The 15,946-nt window shown below is 41.0% G+C and carries 15 protein-coding genes; 6 read left to right on the forward strand and 9 right to left on the reverse strand.

Going from position 1 to position 15,946, the window contains the following annotated elements:
- Nucleotides 1-8 precede the first annotated feature (8 nt).
- The 4 genes from CAL6303_RS21190 (at nucleotide 9) to CAL6303_RS21210 (ending at nucleotide 4,037) form a co-directional block, all read left to right on the forward strand.
- Complete coding sequence (locus CAL6303_RS21190; protein WP_015199879.1) at nucleotides 9-254, forward strand: hypothetical protein; 246 nt, start codon at nucleotides 9-11, stop codon at nucleotides 252-254.
- 12 nt (nucleotides 255-266) lie between these two features.
- Entirely contained in the window at nucleotides 267-614 is a 348-nt protein-coding gene (locus tag CAL6303_RS21195; protein ID WP_041740832.1) for a type II toxin-antitoxin system PemK/MazF family toxin, read from the forward strand.
- Between the two features lie 100 nt (nucleotides 615-714).
- Nucleotides 715-1,587, forward strand: a complete 873-nt coding sequence (locus CAL6303_RS21200; RefSeq protein ID WP_015199881.1) for an S-methyl-5'-thioadenosine phosphorylase — start codon at nucleotides 715-717, stop codon at nucleotides 1,585-1,587.
- Between the two features lie 350 nt (nucleotides 1,588-1,937).
- Nucleotides 1,938-4,037: a M3 family metallopeptidase gene (locus CAL6303_RS21210; RefSeq protein ID WP_015199882.1), complete on the forward strand. Its 2,100-nt coding sequence runs from the start codon at nucleotides 1,938-1,940 to the stop codon at nucleotides 4,035-4,037.
- 205 nt (nucleotides 4,038-4,242) lie between these two features.
- Here CAL6303_RS21210 and CAL6303_RS21215 read toward each other — a convergent pair whose 3' ends face one another.
- From CAL6303_RS21215 to thrS, 8 genes are all read right to left on the reverse strand, one after another.
- Nucleotides 4,243-5,970: an ABC transporter ATP-binding protein gene (locus CAL6303_RS21215; protein WP_015199883.1), complete on the reverse strand. Its 1,728-nt coding sequence runs from the start codon at nucleotides 5,968-5,970 to the stop codon at nucleotides 4,243-4,245.
- Between the two features lie 69 nt (nucleotides 5,971-6,039).
- Nucleotides 6,040-6,558, reverse strand: coding sequence for a YceD family protein (locus tag CAL6303_RS21220; RefSeq protein WP_015199884.1), 519 nt, complete (start codon nucleotides 6,556-6,558; stop codon nucleotides 6,040-6,042).
- Nucleotides 6,559-6,784: 226 nt separating this feature from the next.
- Nucleotides 6,785-7,297, reverse strand: a complete 513-nt coding sequence (locus CAL6303_RS21225; protein ID WP_015199885.1) for a protein jag — start codon at nucleotides 7,295-7,297, stop codon at nucleotides 6,785-6,787.
- 2 nt (nucleotides 7,298-7,299) lie between these two features.
- Nucleotides 7,300-8,451 (reverse strand): membrane protein insertase YidC, encoded by a 1,152-nt coding sequence (gene yidC, locus CAL6303_RS21230; protein WP_015199886.1) that lies wholly within the window; start codon nucleotides 8,449-8,451, stop codon nucleotides 7,300-7,302.
- 178 nt (nucleotides 8,452-8,629) lie between these two features.
- On the reverse strand, nucleotides 8,630-9,019 hold the full coding sequence (locus tag CAL6303_RS21235; protein ID WP_015199887.1) for a PH domain-containing protein: 390 nt from the start codon (nucleotides 9,017-9,019) through the stop codon (nucleotides 8,630-8,632).
- Complete coding sequence (gene rnpA, locus CAL6303_RS21240; protein ID WP_015199888.1) at nucleotides 9,006-9,431, reverse strand: ribonuclease P protein component; 426 nt, start codon at nucleotides 9,429-9,431, stop codon at nucleotides 9,006-9,008. Before rnpA ends, CAL6303_RS21235 begins: the two co-directional genes overlap by 14 nt.
- A gap of 12 nt (nucleotides 9,432-9,443) precedes the next feature.
- Entirely contained in the window at nucleotides 9,444-9,578 is a 135-nt protein-coding gene (gene rpmH, locus CAL6303_RS29465) for a 50S ribosomal protein L34 (RefSeq protein ID WP_015199889.1), read from the reverse strand.
- A 93-nt stretch (nucleotides 9,579-9,671) separates the two neighbouring features.
- Nucleotides 9,672-11,501: a threonine--tRNA ligase gene (thrS, locus tag CAL6303_RS21245; RefSeq protein ID WP_015199890.1), complete on the reverse strand. Its 1,830-nt coding sequence runs from the start codon at nucleotides 11,499-11,501 to the stop codon at nucleotides 9,672-9,674.
- Nucleotides 11,502-12,250: 749 nt separating this feature from the next.
- Here thrS and CAL6303_RS21250 point away from each other — a divergent pair.
- Complete coding sequence (locus CAL6303_RS21250; protein WP_015199891.1) at nucleotides 12,251-12,559, forward strand: DUF2605 domain-containing protein; 309 nt, start codon at nucleotides 12,251-12,253, stop codon at nucleotides 12,557-12,559.
- 178 nt (nucleotides 12,560-12,737) lie between these two features.
- Complete coding sequence (locus tag CAL6303_RS21255) at nucleotides 12,738-13,049, forward strand: DUF2973 domain-containing protein (RefSeq protein WP_015199892.1); 312 nt, start codon at nucleotides 12,738-12,740, stop codon at nucleotides 13,047-13,049.
- Between the two features lie 165 nt (nucleotides 13,050-13,214).
- Here CAL6303_RS21255 and CAL6303_RS21260 read toward each other — a convergent pair whose 3' ends face one another.
- Nucleotides 13,215-15,497 (reverse strand): amylo-alpha-1,6-glucosidase, encoded by a 2,283-nt coding sequence (locus CAL6303_RS21260; protein ID WP_041739833.1) that lies wholly within the window; start codon nucleotides 15,495-15,497, stop codon nucleotides 13,215-13,217.
- Between the last annotated feature and the right edge of the window lie 449 nt (nucleotides 15,498-15,946).

Raw genomic sequence — 15,946 nt, forward strand, 5'->3', positions numbered from 1 at the left:
ATAACACTATGGAAACCCAAGAAATTCTTACCACTCTACCTAAATTAACTACAAGCGACTGCTTAAAAATAGCAGAGACTGCACTGGAAATAATTAGTCAAGAACAAAATTCTCTGACAACAGATGAGCAAAAACGTGTTTTAGCAGCAGCAGCTAAAACAGCAATACAAGATTATGCTGCTGGGAGTTCACTAATTGCTTTTTCGGAAATTGAGGGAGAGGACTTTTATGATTATCCAGATACAAAAATTTAAACTAGAAAAATGATCCATAGAGGTGAAATCTGGTTAGTAAATCTTAATCCCACAGTCGGTACAGAAATCAGTAAAACCCGTCCATGCGTAATAGTTAACGATGATGCGATCGGTATTTTACCCCTGAAAGTGATTGTACCTGTTACGGATTGGAAAGATAACTTTGCAGCCAGAACTTGGATGGTTAGATTAGAACCTAGTACAGAAAATAATTTGGCTAAAATTTCCGCTGTTGATACTTTCCAAATACGTTCGGTTTCTGAAAATAGATTATTGAGAAAGTTGGGAGCATTATCAGAATCGGAGATGTTACTAATCTCTCAAGCATTAGCCATAGTTTTAAGTATTATGCAAACCTAAAAAATTCTTTCACCTTACCAGAATTACGGGTGAAGCCTTTTGAGTAAGTCTATTTCCCGCTACAATACTTCTCGGCTAGTTAACGGGAAATGGGAAAATTATGAGTGATATTAAAATTGGGATTATCGGTGGTAGTGGTCTATACAAAATGGATGCCCTGAAGAATGTCCAAGAAATGGAGATAGAAACACCATTTGGTAAGCCTTCAGATGCATTTATTATCGGTGAGTTGGATGGCGTAAAAGTAGTATTTTTAGCTAGACATGGGCGTAATCATACTCTACTTCCCACAGAATTACCGTTTCGTGCCAACATCTATGCTATGAAAAAGCTGGGTGTGGAATATATTATCTCAGCGAGTGCTGTGGGTTCCCTCAAAGCAGAAGTAAAACCCCTAGATATGGTAGTTCCAGACCAATTTATTGATAGAACTAGAAACCGAATTTCCACATTTTTCGGCGAGGGAATTGTTGCACATATTACATTTGGTGATCCAGTTTGTCCGAATTTAGCAGGTTTGGTGGCTGATGCGATCGCGTCTTTGAATTTGGAGGATGTCACTTTACATCGTGGTGGTACCTATGTATGTATGGAAGGTCCCGCATTTTCCACTAAGGCAGAGTCTAACCTGTATCGGAGTTGGGGGGCAACTATTATTGGCATGACAAATTTACAAGAAGCTAAGTTGGCTAGGGAAGCAGAAATTGCCTATGCCACAATGGCTTTAGTGACAGATTACGATTGCTGGCACCCAGATCATGATAGTGTGACGGTGGAAATGGTGGTAGCAAATTTACATAAAAATGCCGTAAATGCTCAGAAAGCGATTCAGGAAGCGGTGAGGAGATTGAGCGCAAATCCTGTAGAATCAGAGGCACATTCAGCTTTGAAATATGCTGTTTTAACTCGCTTGGAAAATGTATCTCCCGAAACTAAGGAGAAATTTGGAGTGATTTTACAAAAGTATTTGTAAGCTTCGGAATAATTCAGGGGAATGAGTAATGGGTATTTACTCATTACTTAAAGTACCTGAAAAATAACTTTTCCCACTGCAAATTTTACTCAGTTAGGAAAGGAAGGCATTGTGCGTAAATTTTTAGGGACTTCCAGAAAATAAATTATCCAATTGATTCAGATTTTATTTTTCTTACTCCCCTAACTCCCCTGCCCCCTGCTTCTTTTAGCGCTGCCCAAAGCACAAATAGTAGGTTTATCGCTATATTCAAAGAATGGATATTTTGTAAGTAATATTTATAGTGCGTTAGTTCTAAGTTATTACCGAATCTATAGCCATAATTCATCTTTCTCTTGCACACCAAATTCATGACTACAGCGAATACATCTTATAATCCATTATTAAAGGGTAGCGGTTTACCACCATTTGCAGACATCAAAGCCGAACATGTTGTACCTGCTATTAATCACTTAATTAGCGAACTTGATGCCGAGTTAAGGAAGCTAGAAACAGAAATCAAACCAACTTGGCAAGACTTAGTAGAGCCGTTAGAACGAATTAGCGATCGCTTATCCTGGAGTTGGGGTATTATTGGTCATCTGATGGGTGTGAAAAATAGCCCAGAGTTACGGGAAGCTTACGAAAGTGTTCAACCTTTGGTAATTCAGTTTTCTAATAAACTCAGTCAAAGTCAACCAATTTATAAGGCTTTCAAAGCAATTCACAATAGTGACACTTGGGGAAAATTAGAACTTGCCCAACAACGTATCATCGAAGCTTCCATCCGGGATGCCGAATTATCAGGTGTTGGTTTGGAAGGGGAAGCTAAGGAACGTTTTAACGCTATCCAAATGGAGTTGGGAGAATTAGCTACTAAATTTTCTAACCATGTTCTCGATGCTACTAAAGCATTTAGTTTGAAGCTAACAGAAAAAGCTGAAATTGACGGTTTGCCAGAAAGTTTACTCAGTTTAGCAGCACAAGCTGCCCGTGCGGCTGGAGATGAAAATGCAACACCAGAATCTGGTTCCTGGGTAATTACCCTTGATGCTCCCAGCTTTGGACCATTTATGCAACATAGCCGTCGTCGAGATTTACGGGAAAAGCTATACAGGGCTTATATTACCCGTGCTTCCTCCGGAGAATTGGACAACAACCCCATAATTGAACGTACCTTAGTATTACGGCAAGAATTAGCCCAGTTGCTGGGTTACAACAACTACGCCGAAGTTAGCCTCGCTACTAAAATGGCTCCCAATGTAGCATCTGTTGATAAACTACTGGAAGAGTTACGCCAAGTTAGTTATGATGCGGCAGAAAAAGACTTGGCAGAATTAAAAGCCTTTGCTGCTAGTAAAGGGGCAAGTGAAGCAAACGAACTCCAACACTGGGATACTGCTTTTTGGTCAGAACGTCAACGAGAGGAAAAATTTGCCTTTACAGAGGAAGAATTACGCCCCTATTTTCCCCTTCCCCAAGTTTTAGATGGTTTATTTGGCTTGGTGGAACGGTTGTTTGGCGTGACTGTCACCCCCGCAGATGGAACAGCCCCAATTTGGCAAGAAGATGTCCGCTATTTCCAAATCGCTGACGAAACTGGTAGTCCCATCGCCTATTTTTACCTCGATGCTTATAGTCGTCCCGCCGAAAAACGTGGTGGTGCTTGGATGGATACCTGCGTCAACCGGGGAAAAATTCACGAAAATGGCACCGTAACTACTCGTTTACCTGTTGCCTATTTGGTATGTAATCAGACTCCTCCTATTGATGACAAACCCAGTTTGATGACATTTTACGAGGTGGAAACCCTGTTCCACGAATTTGGACATGGTTTACATCATATGCTTACCAAAGTTGATTACAGTAGTGCTGCTGGCATTAATAATGTCGAATGGGATGCAGTAGAATTACCGAGTCAATTTATGGAAAACTGGTGTTATGACCATCAAACTTTGATGGGGATGGCAAAACATTACCAAACAGGGGAAAGTTTACCAGAAGAATACTATCAAAAACTAGTTGCTGCCAAAAACTATATGAGCGGTACCGGAATGTTGCGTCAAGTATATTTCAGCACCTTAGATGTCGAACTACATGCCCGTTACCAACCTGGTGGAAAAGAGACATTAAAGCAAGTATGCGATCGCATTGCTGCTGCAACCACTGTTTTACCGCCAATTCCTGAAAATGCTTTTCTATGTGCTTTTGGTCACATTTTTGCTGGTGGATATGCTGCTGGCTACTACAGCTATAAATGGGCGGAAGTTCTCAGTGCTGATGCTTTTGGAGCCTTTGAGGAAGTCGGTTTAGAAAACGAGGCTGCCATCCAAGATACAGGTAAACGCTACCGCGAAACTATTTTGGCATTAGGTGGAAGTAAACACCCCATGGAAGTCTTCAAATCTTTCCGAGGACGTGAACCCAGTACTGAACCTTTATTACGGCATAACGGTTTAGCCGCAGCATAATTAGTTCAAAATGCTAGTTAAAATCCCTGGCTTTTGCAAAAGCTGGGGATTCACTCAAGGATATTCTAAGTAGGTGGGTGTTGAAAATCGTCGTTTTGGGGAGTGAGTAGTGAGTAGCGAATAGTGAGTAGTGTTAAGGGTTTGAAGCCAATTTACATTACGTTACATAGTTGTGTTTATTTCCACCTACCTACTTAACTTGAATTTATTTATTAAATTGCTGAGTGTAAAATCTGGCATAGCGCTGTTGTAGTGCTAACAGTTCATCATGGGTTCCCGATTCTACAACTTGTCCCTTCTCTAAAACCAGAATGCGATCGCATTTTCTCACGGTGCTAAGTCTATGGGCAATGACAAATACTGTTCTTCCCACCATCACCCTTTCTAATGCTTCTTGCACTAATGCTTCTGATTCTGAATCTAAAGCTGATGTAGCTTCATCTAAAATTAGAATTCTGGGATTCAATAGTACCGCACGGGCAATGGCAATTCTTTGTCTTTGTCCACCGGATAAGTTTACACCCCTCTCTCCCACCACTGTATAGTAGTTGTCGGGAAGTTGGGAAATAAATTGATGTGCGTTGGCAATTTTTGCGGCTGTTTCTACAGATTGCATGTCAAAGTCTGTTTGCCCAAAAGCAATATTTTGAGCAATTGTTCCCGAAAACATGGTAGTTTCTTGGGGAACGATGCCTATTTGTCGGCGTAAACTATTTAATGTGACATCCCGGATATCAACCCCATCAATTGATATTTCCCCGGAAGTCGTATCATAAAAGCGTGGTAGTAAATTCACAAAGGTGGTTTTTCCGGCTCCGGAAGCTCCCACAAGGGCGATAACTTCACCCGGCATTACCTGTACATTAACCTGATTTAATATTGTTTCTCCGGCTTTGTAGCCAAAGCTGACGCGATGATATTCTACTTTTCCCTCTACCACCGGGAGAACTTTCGCATTCGGCTTCTCATCTACTGCGGGTTGAATTGCCAACAGTTCAAAAACTCGATCAACTGATGCTTCAGCCTCTTTAAATAAATTATAGTTGTTGGTGACATGACCAACTGGATCGATTAATAATGCTGCACCAGAAAGGTAACTAAAGAATTTCCCCACAGTGAGATTACCTGCGGCAATTTGCCATGCAGCAAAAAACAGCAGCAACAAAAAGCTTAAAGCTTGAAGAAAACCAATTAGGGGAAATTGTACAGCTTTGAGTCTTTCTGTCGCATATTTTGCACCCATCGCTATTTCTGCTTCTTTACTAAATCGGGCAATTTCGTAAGCTTCGGCTGTAAAGGCTTGAACAATGCGAATCCCGCTGAAGATTTCGGTTAAAATTGCGGATAAATCGGATACTTGGTTTTGACTACGACGGGAATATTTTTGGAGTTTTTCTCCAAACCAAGTGATAACAACCAACATTACTGGTACTACTACCAAAGTTGCCAATGTTAACTGCCAACTCAGATAAACCATGTAAATGGGGATTGCGATTAATTGCAATACGCAGGGTGTGAAATCATGCAGTAATTTATGGACAGCTTCCCCAACCCTGTCTACATCTTCAGTTACACGGTAAGATAAATCACCAGCTTTCGCCGTTTCAAAATAGCTTAAATTCAAGGTTTGTAGGTGAGCATACAGATGTTTCCGGACATTAAAAGCTACACGTAGTGCGGCTTTCGCCATGTAGATATCTTGAACTGCTTGAAAAAAACCACGAATTAAAAATACTCCCCCTAGGATACCAGCCAATTGCGCGATCGCATAAACGTCTCCGCGCCCAAATGGTGCTGATAATTTTTGCACCAAATACATCAGTGTTAGTGTGGCTAAAACATAACCAACAATACCAATAAATCCTTTGATGATGCTTTGCCACTGAGGACGAATGTAAGGTAGAAGTTGCAGATAATTAGAGGAAGTTTTCAAGCTGTCACATCCACAATTGAAGAAGGCAGTAGGCAGTAGGAGTGTTTTGGGATAGTTTTTCTGGCAAAACTAATTAGAAATTTTCTTTTTCAAAGCTGCTAAATTAGCCCAACGACTATCAACTGGTTTTTGTTCTTCACTTTCGGTTTCTTCAGCTTCAGTATTGACTTGGATTCCTCGACAATCACGAGTACAAAGTTGTCTGACGGGGATTGCCAAACACATCTGTTCGTAAAGCCATTCACTAGGTTGAAAGTGTCCATCAGGATGTAAAGTTTCCACTAAATCCGTAACTATGACTTCCCTTTCTAAGGGCAAATCCTCTTCATTGGCTTCATCGTCTAACCAAATAATTTCTGAAGTATCAATTGTCAGGCGCTGATTATATTGCTGTAAACAACGATTACAACTACAGGTAATAATTGCTTCAGCTTGGGCAAACACTTGCAGGTGATTTCCACTATGCTTAACCTGCACCACACCGCGAACTGGTGTTAAAGTATCCAAGCCCGGTAAAAATTCTTCAACTTGAACTTTCTCTGTTCGTTCAGGTGCTGTCAGGAGTTGGGGAATATAAATTGCTTCCATAGAAGTTTGAATATTTGAATAAAAGTATATGAAACCTCGTCTATCATGAAAAGTGGAGTTTTATGGCTGGTGACAAACTAGCAGCGTACCCACAATCTTAGAAATATACTTCTCAAAATAGACGAGGTTTAGATCCTGAATATACCCTAATAATAATTTGAGACGCGAAGCTTGCGCGACATAAGTCGTTCCCTCGCGTCTCAACAACCAAATTTGGATTTTGGAATCACTGTGTTTCGGCTGGACGCACAATCAGATGACGATGTGGTTCTTTTCCTTGGCTGAATGTCTCTAAGTCGGTAAATTCCTTGAGAAAGGTGTGGACTTGACGACGTTCAGCAGAACTAAGGGATTTTATCTCCACTTGTTGCCCATAATTTCGGACTTGTTCGGCAGCATTTTGAGCAATTGCTTGAATTTCCGCCTGTCGCTTGACGCGGTACCCATTTAATTCAATGGTGTAGGAGGCTTGCTGCTGGGGTTCCTGGTTGAGGTTGAGTGTGGAATTAACCAAATATTGCATTGCATCTAATACTGAACCATCAGTACCAATTAGTATCTGGATTTGTTCTGGTGTCAGTTTGGTTTCATCTATTGTCAACCAATAGCTACCACCTTCGGGTGCATCACTGCCACCGGAGGTGTTTTTAGCTTCCAGTTCCCCTTTAATTTCAGTAGATACTCCCGTTAATTCCAACAATGATTTTAACCACTGTTGACCGCGTTCAATTTGACTCATGTTCAACCTGCTGTCTTTTTCTTGGAACTTTTTGGCTCGAATGGTAATGCTTTTTGTGTATTAGTAGTTGCAGCCTCTTCTTTTTCCTGAGTATCAACAATTTTTTGTAGTTCCTCTGGCAAAGCTTCACGGGAAAGGATGTAGGTTTGCAGTGTTTGGAAGATGTTGCCAATCACCATGTACATCAAAACCCCAGCTGGTAAGGGGAAGAATAAAAACATTCCCGAAAACAAAACCGGAGTAATTTTGTTAACTGTATCTTGCTGAGAATTGGTGCTGGTGGAACCCTGGGCGTTTAATGCTTGGCTCACGTACAGGGAAATACCAAACAGTAACACCATGGCTACAATGTCCCAGTGAACTGTCTTATCGGGGTCTATTGCTCCTACTCTACCAAGGGCATCGATAAATAGGAATCCTTGATCAGCTGCGAGTCCGGGAATTGTCCCTTGGATGGTGACATCACCTGGTTGCAAAGCCTCAATGTTTCCTTGTTCATCGATTTTAATCCGATCTTCACCCTTCATGATTTTCCATGTGGGAACCAGTTTGGTTTCCGGGTGTTCGGCTGCCACTTCTTGGAAGGGTTTGCCGCTGATTGTTTGGTATTGGATTTTGGTTTTTTCGCCGACAGCTAGTTTATTGCCGCCAGGGAGAATAGCTGTGACTTGCACGCGATCGCTTTCGGCGATATAGATATTCTGGGGGGGAGTCGCAAAAGCCTGGGGTTGAATTTGTTCAATTTGTTCCCCTGGCAAAATTTGCAAGTTAACGCTGTAGTTTGCACCTGCGAAGGGTGAACCTCGCAATGTGGCAAACAGAGCCAATAATACGGGCATTTGCAGCACTAATGGTAGGCAACCCGCCAAGGGATTACCAAATTCTTGCTGCGTTTTCATCATTTCTTCTTGTTGCTTTGGCGGATCATCTTTATACCGCTCTTTTATTTCCTGCATCCGCTTCTGCATTAGCGGTTGGACAATTCGCATTTTTCGCATGTTGCGAATCGAGCCAGCACTCAACGGATAGAGGGCAAGCCTAATCACCAAAGTTAATGCTACAATCGCTAATCCATAGCTCGGTACAAGGCTATAGAATAGGTCAATAATCGGTAGCATGACGTTGTTCGAGAGAAACCCGATTCCAAAATCCATGATCCTGAGTTAAACCTGAGTTATTTTTAATTTAAAGGAAGCTGTTTACAAATAAGCAGAATCCAATTCTGAATCTAATTTATCTGAATCAGCATTTGCTGAAATCGGTATTTGACTACGGATAGCCGCACAGAGTATGAAAAAGAGTTATGAATTTACATAACTCCTAACTCCGATGTTATTTTTGTAAGCCTACTTTTGCCGGATTTTTTGCGGCAATCCTTTCGTTGATATAGTCGTAGACTTCGCGGAATTTGGGAACTGAGCGCATTTCTATGCGGGTTCCATTTCGGAGGGTTAATACCATATCTCCCCACAAGCCAAAACCACGGGGGACTGTGACGACTTTGACAATTTCGGAGTATATTACGTCATTGCGATCGCGTCCTTGCCAGCCACCCGTCACGGAGATGCGACGATCTGTAATTCGGAAGCGTAACCACAATGCTCGAACTATTGATCCAACTGCCAAAGGAATACCTAATACCGTAAATCCTATCAGTATGCTTGTTATTAAATCCCCAACATGGGGACCACCTTCATAATAAACTTCTTCACGAATGCCCATTTAAAACCTCTGCTTGTACCAACAACTGCTTTAATTCTTGCAGAAATTGCTGGCTTACGCACTCTTGTTCTGCTGCTATTGTTTTAACAACTATTACTAACCGCCATCCCGTAGGCATTTCTGCCAATAATTGATACAACGCTGCGGCAATTTTACGTTTGATTCGGTTACGTACTACTGCCCGCTTACTAACTTTTGTACTAATGGAGATACCGATTTTCGTTGGTAGCTTGGCTCTGTCTGTCGGCTGTAAACTTACAATGCTGGCATTTTCTGGTGATTCACTAGTGGAACGGTGACGCGGACGTAAAGCCCTCAATGTAAAATTGGGACTCTGGCGACGGGTACCTCCCCGGAAAACTGCCTGGAAATCTTGCCGAGATTTGAGTCGATTTGCCTTGGGCAAAGCCATGCTTGGGTATACCTAAACGCTTAAACGGTGTCTGCCTTTGCTTCTTCTAGCTCTAATGACGTTTCTACCGTCTGGTGTCCGCATCCGAGCGCGAAAACCTGATGTTCTTTTTCTTTTGCGGCAAGTTCCGCCTAAAGTTCTTTGCATAGTCTGATCCTCTGAGATGATTTTTATAATAAAAAGTCACAATCTGCAACTTTAGCATAAATGAGGTTATTTATGCTAGAGAGGCTGTTGATATTAGAGGTTATCGAAAGATGCGATCGCATTTTTCATTTTCTCTATGATTTCCGTGATGGGGACGCTTCCCAGTTCCCCAGATGCACGAGTCCGAATACTCAAAGTATCCGTTTCCACCTCTTTGGCACCCACAACCGCCATCACGGGGATTTTATCTTTTTCGGCATTCCGAATCAATTTACCCAAGCGATCGCCGCTGGTGTCCACTTCTGCCCTAATTCCCACAGCTTTCATTTTCATCGCTGCCTCTTTGGCAAAATCGAGGAATTGATCGCCAACTGGTAATAACCGCGCTTGCAATGGTGCCAACCACAGGGGGAAATCACCTGCGTATTCTTCGATTAAAATCCCAATTAGTCTTTCTAATGAACCAAACGGCGCACGATGCAGCATAATTGGACGCTGACGCGAACCATCTTCAGCTACATATTCTAAATCGAATCTTTCTGGTAAATTATAGTCTACTTGAACTGTTCCCAATTGCCATTCCCGTTCTAAAGCATCCTGGAAGATAAAATCTAGTTTGGGACCATAAAAAGCAGCTTCCCCAATCCCTTCAAAATGTTCCATTCCCAATTTTTCCACAGCCCGACGGATTGCACCTTCGGCTTTTTCCCAAGCTTCATCGGAACCGATATACTTATCACTGCTAGGGTCACGGAAGCTTAAACGAGCTTTAAAGTTCTTCAATTGTAAGCTCTTGAACACCGACAAAATCAAATCCACTACACTCAAAAATTCACTATCTAGCTGTTCTGGAGTTACAAAGAGGTGGGAATCATCCACCGTAAAGCCCCGCACCCTAGTTAAACCACCCAATTCTCCCGATTGTTCGTAACGGTACACTGTCCCAAATTCTGCTAACCGCATCGGTAATTCCCGATAGGAGCGTAGCTCACTTTTATATATTTGGATATGGAAAGGACAATTCATTGGCTTCATCACAAAGCCGTTTTCCTGAGCAGCAGCTTCTTCATTTTCTGCCATCAAGGGAAACATATCTTCTTTATATTTCTGCCAATGTCCCGATGTTTTAAATAAATCAACCTTGGCAATGTGGGGAGTCACAACTGGTAAATAACCCCGCTTCAGTTGTTCCTGTTGGAGAAAGTTCTCCAAAATACTCCGCAGTAAGGTTCCTTTAGGTGTCCATAAGGGTAAACCTGGTCCCACCAAATCGGAAAATATAAATAATCCCAGTTCTTTACCGAGTTTACGATGGTCACGGCGTTGGGCTTCTTCTTTACGTCGTTTATATTCAGCTAATTGTTCGGGAGTTTCCCAAGCGGTCGCATAGATCCGTTGTAATTGTGCCTTATTTTCATCACCACGCCAATAGGCACCCGCCACACTTTCCAATTCTAGTGCTTTCGGGTTTAAATCTCCGGTGTTTTCTAGATGGGGTCCGGCACACAAATCCCACCATTGATCGCCTAAATGATAAATTGTGATGGGTTCTGTTTTGATATCCCCTAAAATTTCCAACTTGTAGGGTTCATTAATTGCTTTGATTCGAGTTTCTGCTTCTTCTCGACTCACCTCTTCCCGCAATAAGGGTAATTTCCGATTGATGATTTTGATCATCTCTTTGTAGATGGCTTTCAAGTCCTTCTCGGTAAAAGCTTCGGGACTATCAAAATCATAATAAAACCCATTCTCAATCCAGGGACCAATTGTCACCTGTACCTTCGGAAACAGCTTTTGTACTGCCATTGCCATAACATGGGAAGCTGTGTGACGAATCTTTTTGAGTTCCTCAGATTCGCTGGAGCGTGGTAGGTTAATTTTTTGAACCTGTTCTGATGGCTGGGAAGTTGAGTTTGGCGACATTTGCTGTTGAACTGTTGGCGAAGTGATTATTTAGTTTAGCTAGCTGGATTTATCTTAGAGAAAATATAACCAAATTGACACTCTCACGTCTAAAGAAACTGAGATTTTTGGTTGATAGACTCGCCATTAGACGACAGGCTTGCGCTAATCGCCCAAGACTTTATCACTAGATTATATAAAGATCAAGGCGCAAATAATCTTTTGCAGAAACGCGAAATTTCCCGTCTCTACATCCTTCGGAATTAATGGGACAAACTATTAGTGGAACATTTGGAATACCATTCTTATCTGGTGTTTATTACCAGAATGATTGGTTTTTCACCATTTTCTGCTGGTTTTTGATGAAGTGAAGTTTAATCAATTTTGAGAATTCAACACTTTTTGTTGTGTAAGTTTACAAATTTCTCACTCTCAACAAACAAACATCACTATTTCTTAAGGAAGATTTTAGATTGCTGGTATCCACTTTTAAGATAAGTTAAAGATAACATGAATAATCCTAGCTGCTAACCAGGGATCATCTAGAACTGTATACAAACTCATGATTAAAGTGGATAATCCGAAGATGAGATGATTCTCCAAAATTTATTCATTACAGTCCTATGCAAATCCGGATGAATATTTGTATAATTGTTTTGTATATGTAGATACAAAATACCTGAGAAATATGAAGTATGGCTAAAAATAAATGTTAAGAATCGTAAAGAACGTTAAGATTAGGAAGAAACTTAGAAGTATGCTTCTCATTTATGCAGGACTGTAATTTACCTGATTCGGATTTGCTGAAAACAGTTTTACAACCTTTGTTGGAAGACTTTCAGTATTGGTTTGGGCGATCGCATGATTTACTGACGACCGAAGAGATGAGTTTTATGAGTAGGGAACAGCAGTTTGATTTGTTAGCCCGTGTTAAACAGGCGCAGGAAGAAGTCAACACAGCAAAAATGCTACTTAATGCCACAGATGGACAGGTGGGTATAGAGATGGCAACGCTTATGCCTTGGCACCAATTAGTACATGAATGTTGGCAGGTAGCAACGCGTCATCGGACACCCTAAATCCAATTAATAGGTAGATCATGTGTTTTAAAGCAGTGTTGAATGAGCTTTACAGATCGACTTCTGTTTTTGTATTCCCGCTTTGGAATAGGTTTGGATTAAGGATTCAACGTTTATTTTGATATTACAAGCGTCATAGTAGAAAGTTTTTAAACTTACTGTTTCTGGAGATAAGATAATGTTACATTTACTCTACGTTCTGGCTTTTACAATTCTGGCTTTTTTCGCTGTTGGGAATTTAATTCGTAATTTAGTCATGTTTAGCTTTGATCGTGAGCAAGTTTACCCAATTAGATCTAATCAAGGCAATTATGCTTACGCTGGTTCTAGGAGGCAATCTGTACCCCATCCAGAACTGTTGGATAGTGCGGGAAATTTGATTAAGGAACCTTTATTGGTGATGCGTTCAGTTAATGTTGAAGATGCGCGTCAGCAGTTGGATGCAATTTTTGAAGCTTCTCCAGGTGGTAGAGGTGAAATTCAAGAATAGTAAGTTAGAAGTAGTGGTTACAAGACTTGTTGAAATCTTTTTAAGTCTTGGCTAATTAGTATATAGCTGTATGCATAGATTCATAAAATACATTTTTTCAACCTCCTACTAATGTTTTCATAAATGTAGGAGGTATTTTACTATTTTAGCTATCTTTGGCTTGAATTAAGCCTCAATTACAACACGAAGGTTGCCACGTTTTTTAGCGACACGACAAGCTGTGGTACTTCCTGAACGTTCAAATTCTAAATCGAGAATAGTCGAACCTACACGCAAATTGTGTAACGATAAACGGTTAATGGATTCTGGTAAAGTTGGATCGATGATGCGAAGACAATTATTGGGGGCATCGGGAACTAAATTTACCATCATTTGGAGAAGTTGGAAAATGCTACCAGTTGCCCATGCTTGGGGAGTACATGCGACAGGGTACTGTACGGGGGCATTATCTCCATTACGTTCGTAACCACAAAGGAGTTCTGGTGGACGTTGGTAAGGTTGGAGGCTAGTCATATCAAATAAACCTTGGAATACCTCCAGTGCTTGATCAATTAAACCAAGCGATCGCAATCCCATAGCAATTATTGCATTATCGTGGGGCCATACGGAACCAATGTGATATCCCATCGGGTTATAAGCTGGGGATGAACTGCTAAGGGTACGAATTCCCCAACCATTAAACATATCTGGTGCCCGCAAACGTTCGGCAACACTGTAAGCTTTTTCTGGGGTGAAAATTCCTAATTGCAAGCAATGTCCAGGATTTGAGGTGATGCTGTCAACTAATTCTCCCTCTCCATCCAAAGCCAAAGCACAGAAATCTTGATCTTCAATCCAAAAATCCCGGTTAAAACGGACTTTGAGGTTTTTCGCTTCCTCCACCCATCTATCGGCTAAATCTAAGCGCTTTTTCATCCGGGCAATTTCTGCTAACCGCATTTTTGCTGCATAGACATAAGCCTGAACTTCACACAATGATACTGGACCATTGGCTAATTCCCCTTTGCGGTTAACAATACAGTCTCCCGAATCCTTCCAGCCTTGGTTAGCTAAACCTAACTTTGATTTGCGGAAATAGCTGAGGTAGCCAGTTTTTTCCATGGTGCGATCAATCCAATCCATCGACGCGATCGCATGATTCCACAATTGCTCTAATGTCTCACCATCATGAGTCCAACTGTAGTAGTCAGCATATAACATTAACCACAGTGGAGTAGCATCAATTGTACCGTAATAGGGAGTATGGGGAATTTCTTGACAACGAGCCAATTCACCCAAACGCAATTCATGCAGAATTTTCCCTGGTTCTTCTTCTCGCCATTCATCCTCACTTTTACCCTGGTACAATGCCAGTAAAGTTAAGGTTTCTTTGGCGATTTTGGGATTTAACATCAAGGTTTGGGAAGCTGTAATCAGCGAATCCCTCCCAAATAATGTCGAAAACCAAGGAACCCCAGCAGAAACAGTTTGATGTTTGCCAAATGACTGCCGCAACAAGTACATATCTTGTTCAGCACGTTCAATTACGCGATTAAATATACTCTTATCTGAACGAATTTGGGTAATTTGTTGTCCCCATTCCCTTTCCTCCATCAATTCGGCTGAACGTGCTTGAACCAGTGTAATTGGAGGATTTACAGTAGAACTAAGTTTATTATTAGTTAAAATATTAATCCGGTAGCCTAACTTTTGGGTTTCGTGGGAAGCTAATTCTAACCGCCAAATTGCTGTATATCCCCGAAAATCATCAGGTTGACGGTGCTGAAATTTGATTCTCGATTCCATTACCGCACCATCTAAACCTTGATAAGCCAAGGTTAGGGATTTTTCTACGTATTCTGGCTGTTGATGCTGAGTGGTATCTAAACCTAAATGTGGTGTTTCTTCCTGCGGAGGTTCCACCAAACGTAGTAACCGTCCTCGCTTATCTCTACCATGACCCCTGACTTCAAATAAGTCTACAAAGTCAGCATCAAAACTCAAACTTAACTCAAAGCTGAGGGTAGTTGTACTGTAATTGGATACTTCTATTTCTTCAAATAATGCCCCATTTAAAACCACTTCGCGGCGAATTCCCACCGTGTCAGCAGGTAAACGTTCATCTATACGGGGATTGGTACAGAGAACAGATAGTGAAAATCCTTTGTCGGCTGTGCTACTTAATAATATGGGTGAATGTCCATCAAGTTGTAGTTCTAAACGGCTGAGGAAGCGGGTATCAGCACAGAATAGCCCCATACTGGGATTGACATCATTGATGGAGCAACCAGCAATATTACCTAAAGTATCAGTAATTAAAAATAAATCATCATCTTTAACTGTTAGCACAGGTTGAGGTCTTTCACTCAAAACACAGGGCCACTCTGGAATCGGTATCTGTTCAGCGGGAACAAAGGTTTTTCCATCCAGCACAATTTTTTCCGGTGTAGTTAAGGTATCCGGTGTCATCGCTATTATTCCACCTACAGGTCTAATTTTTCTTCTTAAGGAAATTGGCATCAACAGGAAACAAGATGCCATATAAATTGAATTTGTTCACTGGGGAAAACCGTCACTATTTATCAAGGTTAGGAAATAATTTACATATATGATTTTTAATTTATGTAAATTTGGAGATATTGAAAAATGTTTGATAAACCTTCAGGTGCAATACTAATTTTAACTAAATCCTCTGTTGAAGTGTAAGTAACAAAGGCTACATTTATTAACTCAGTTCAGAAATTCTCGATTTGGATTTAGTATTAGCAAGGTTAGAAATGTGGATTATTTTTGATGTATCCAATTAAATATCAATATTTGATGAGTATTTATTGAAGCTTGGCTAAGGTGTTATTTTTTTGAATCAGGGTTTTATTTGCCAAACTTGATGATTATAGCAGACAATATCCACGAGGATC

The sequence above is a fragment of the Calothrix sp. PCC 6303 genome (assembly GCF_000317435.1).
Lineage (GTDB): Bacteria > Cyanobacteriota > Cyanobacteriia > Cyanobacteriales > Nostocaceae > PCC-6303.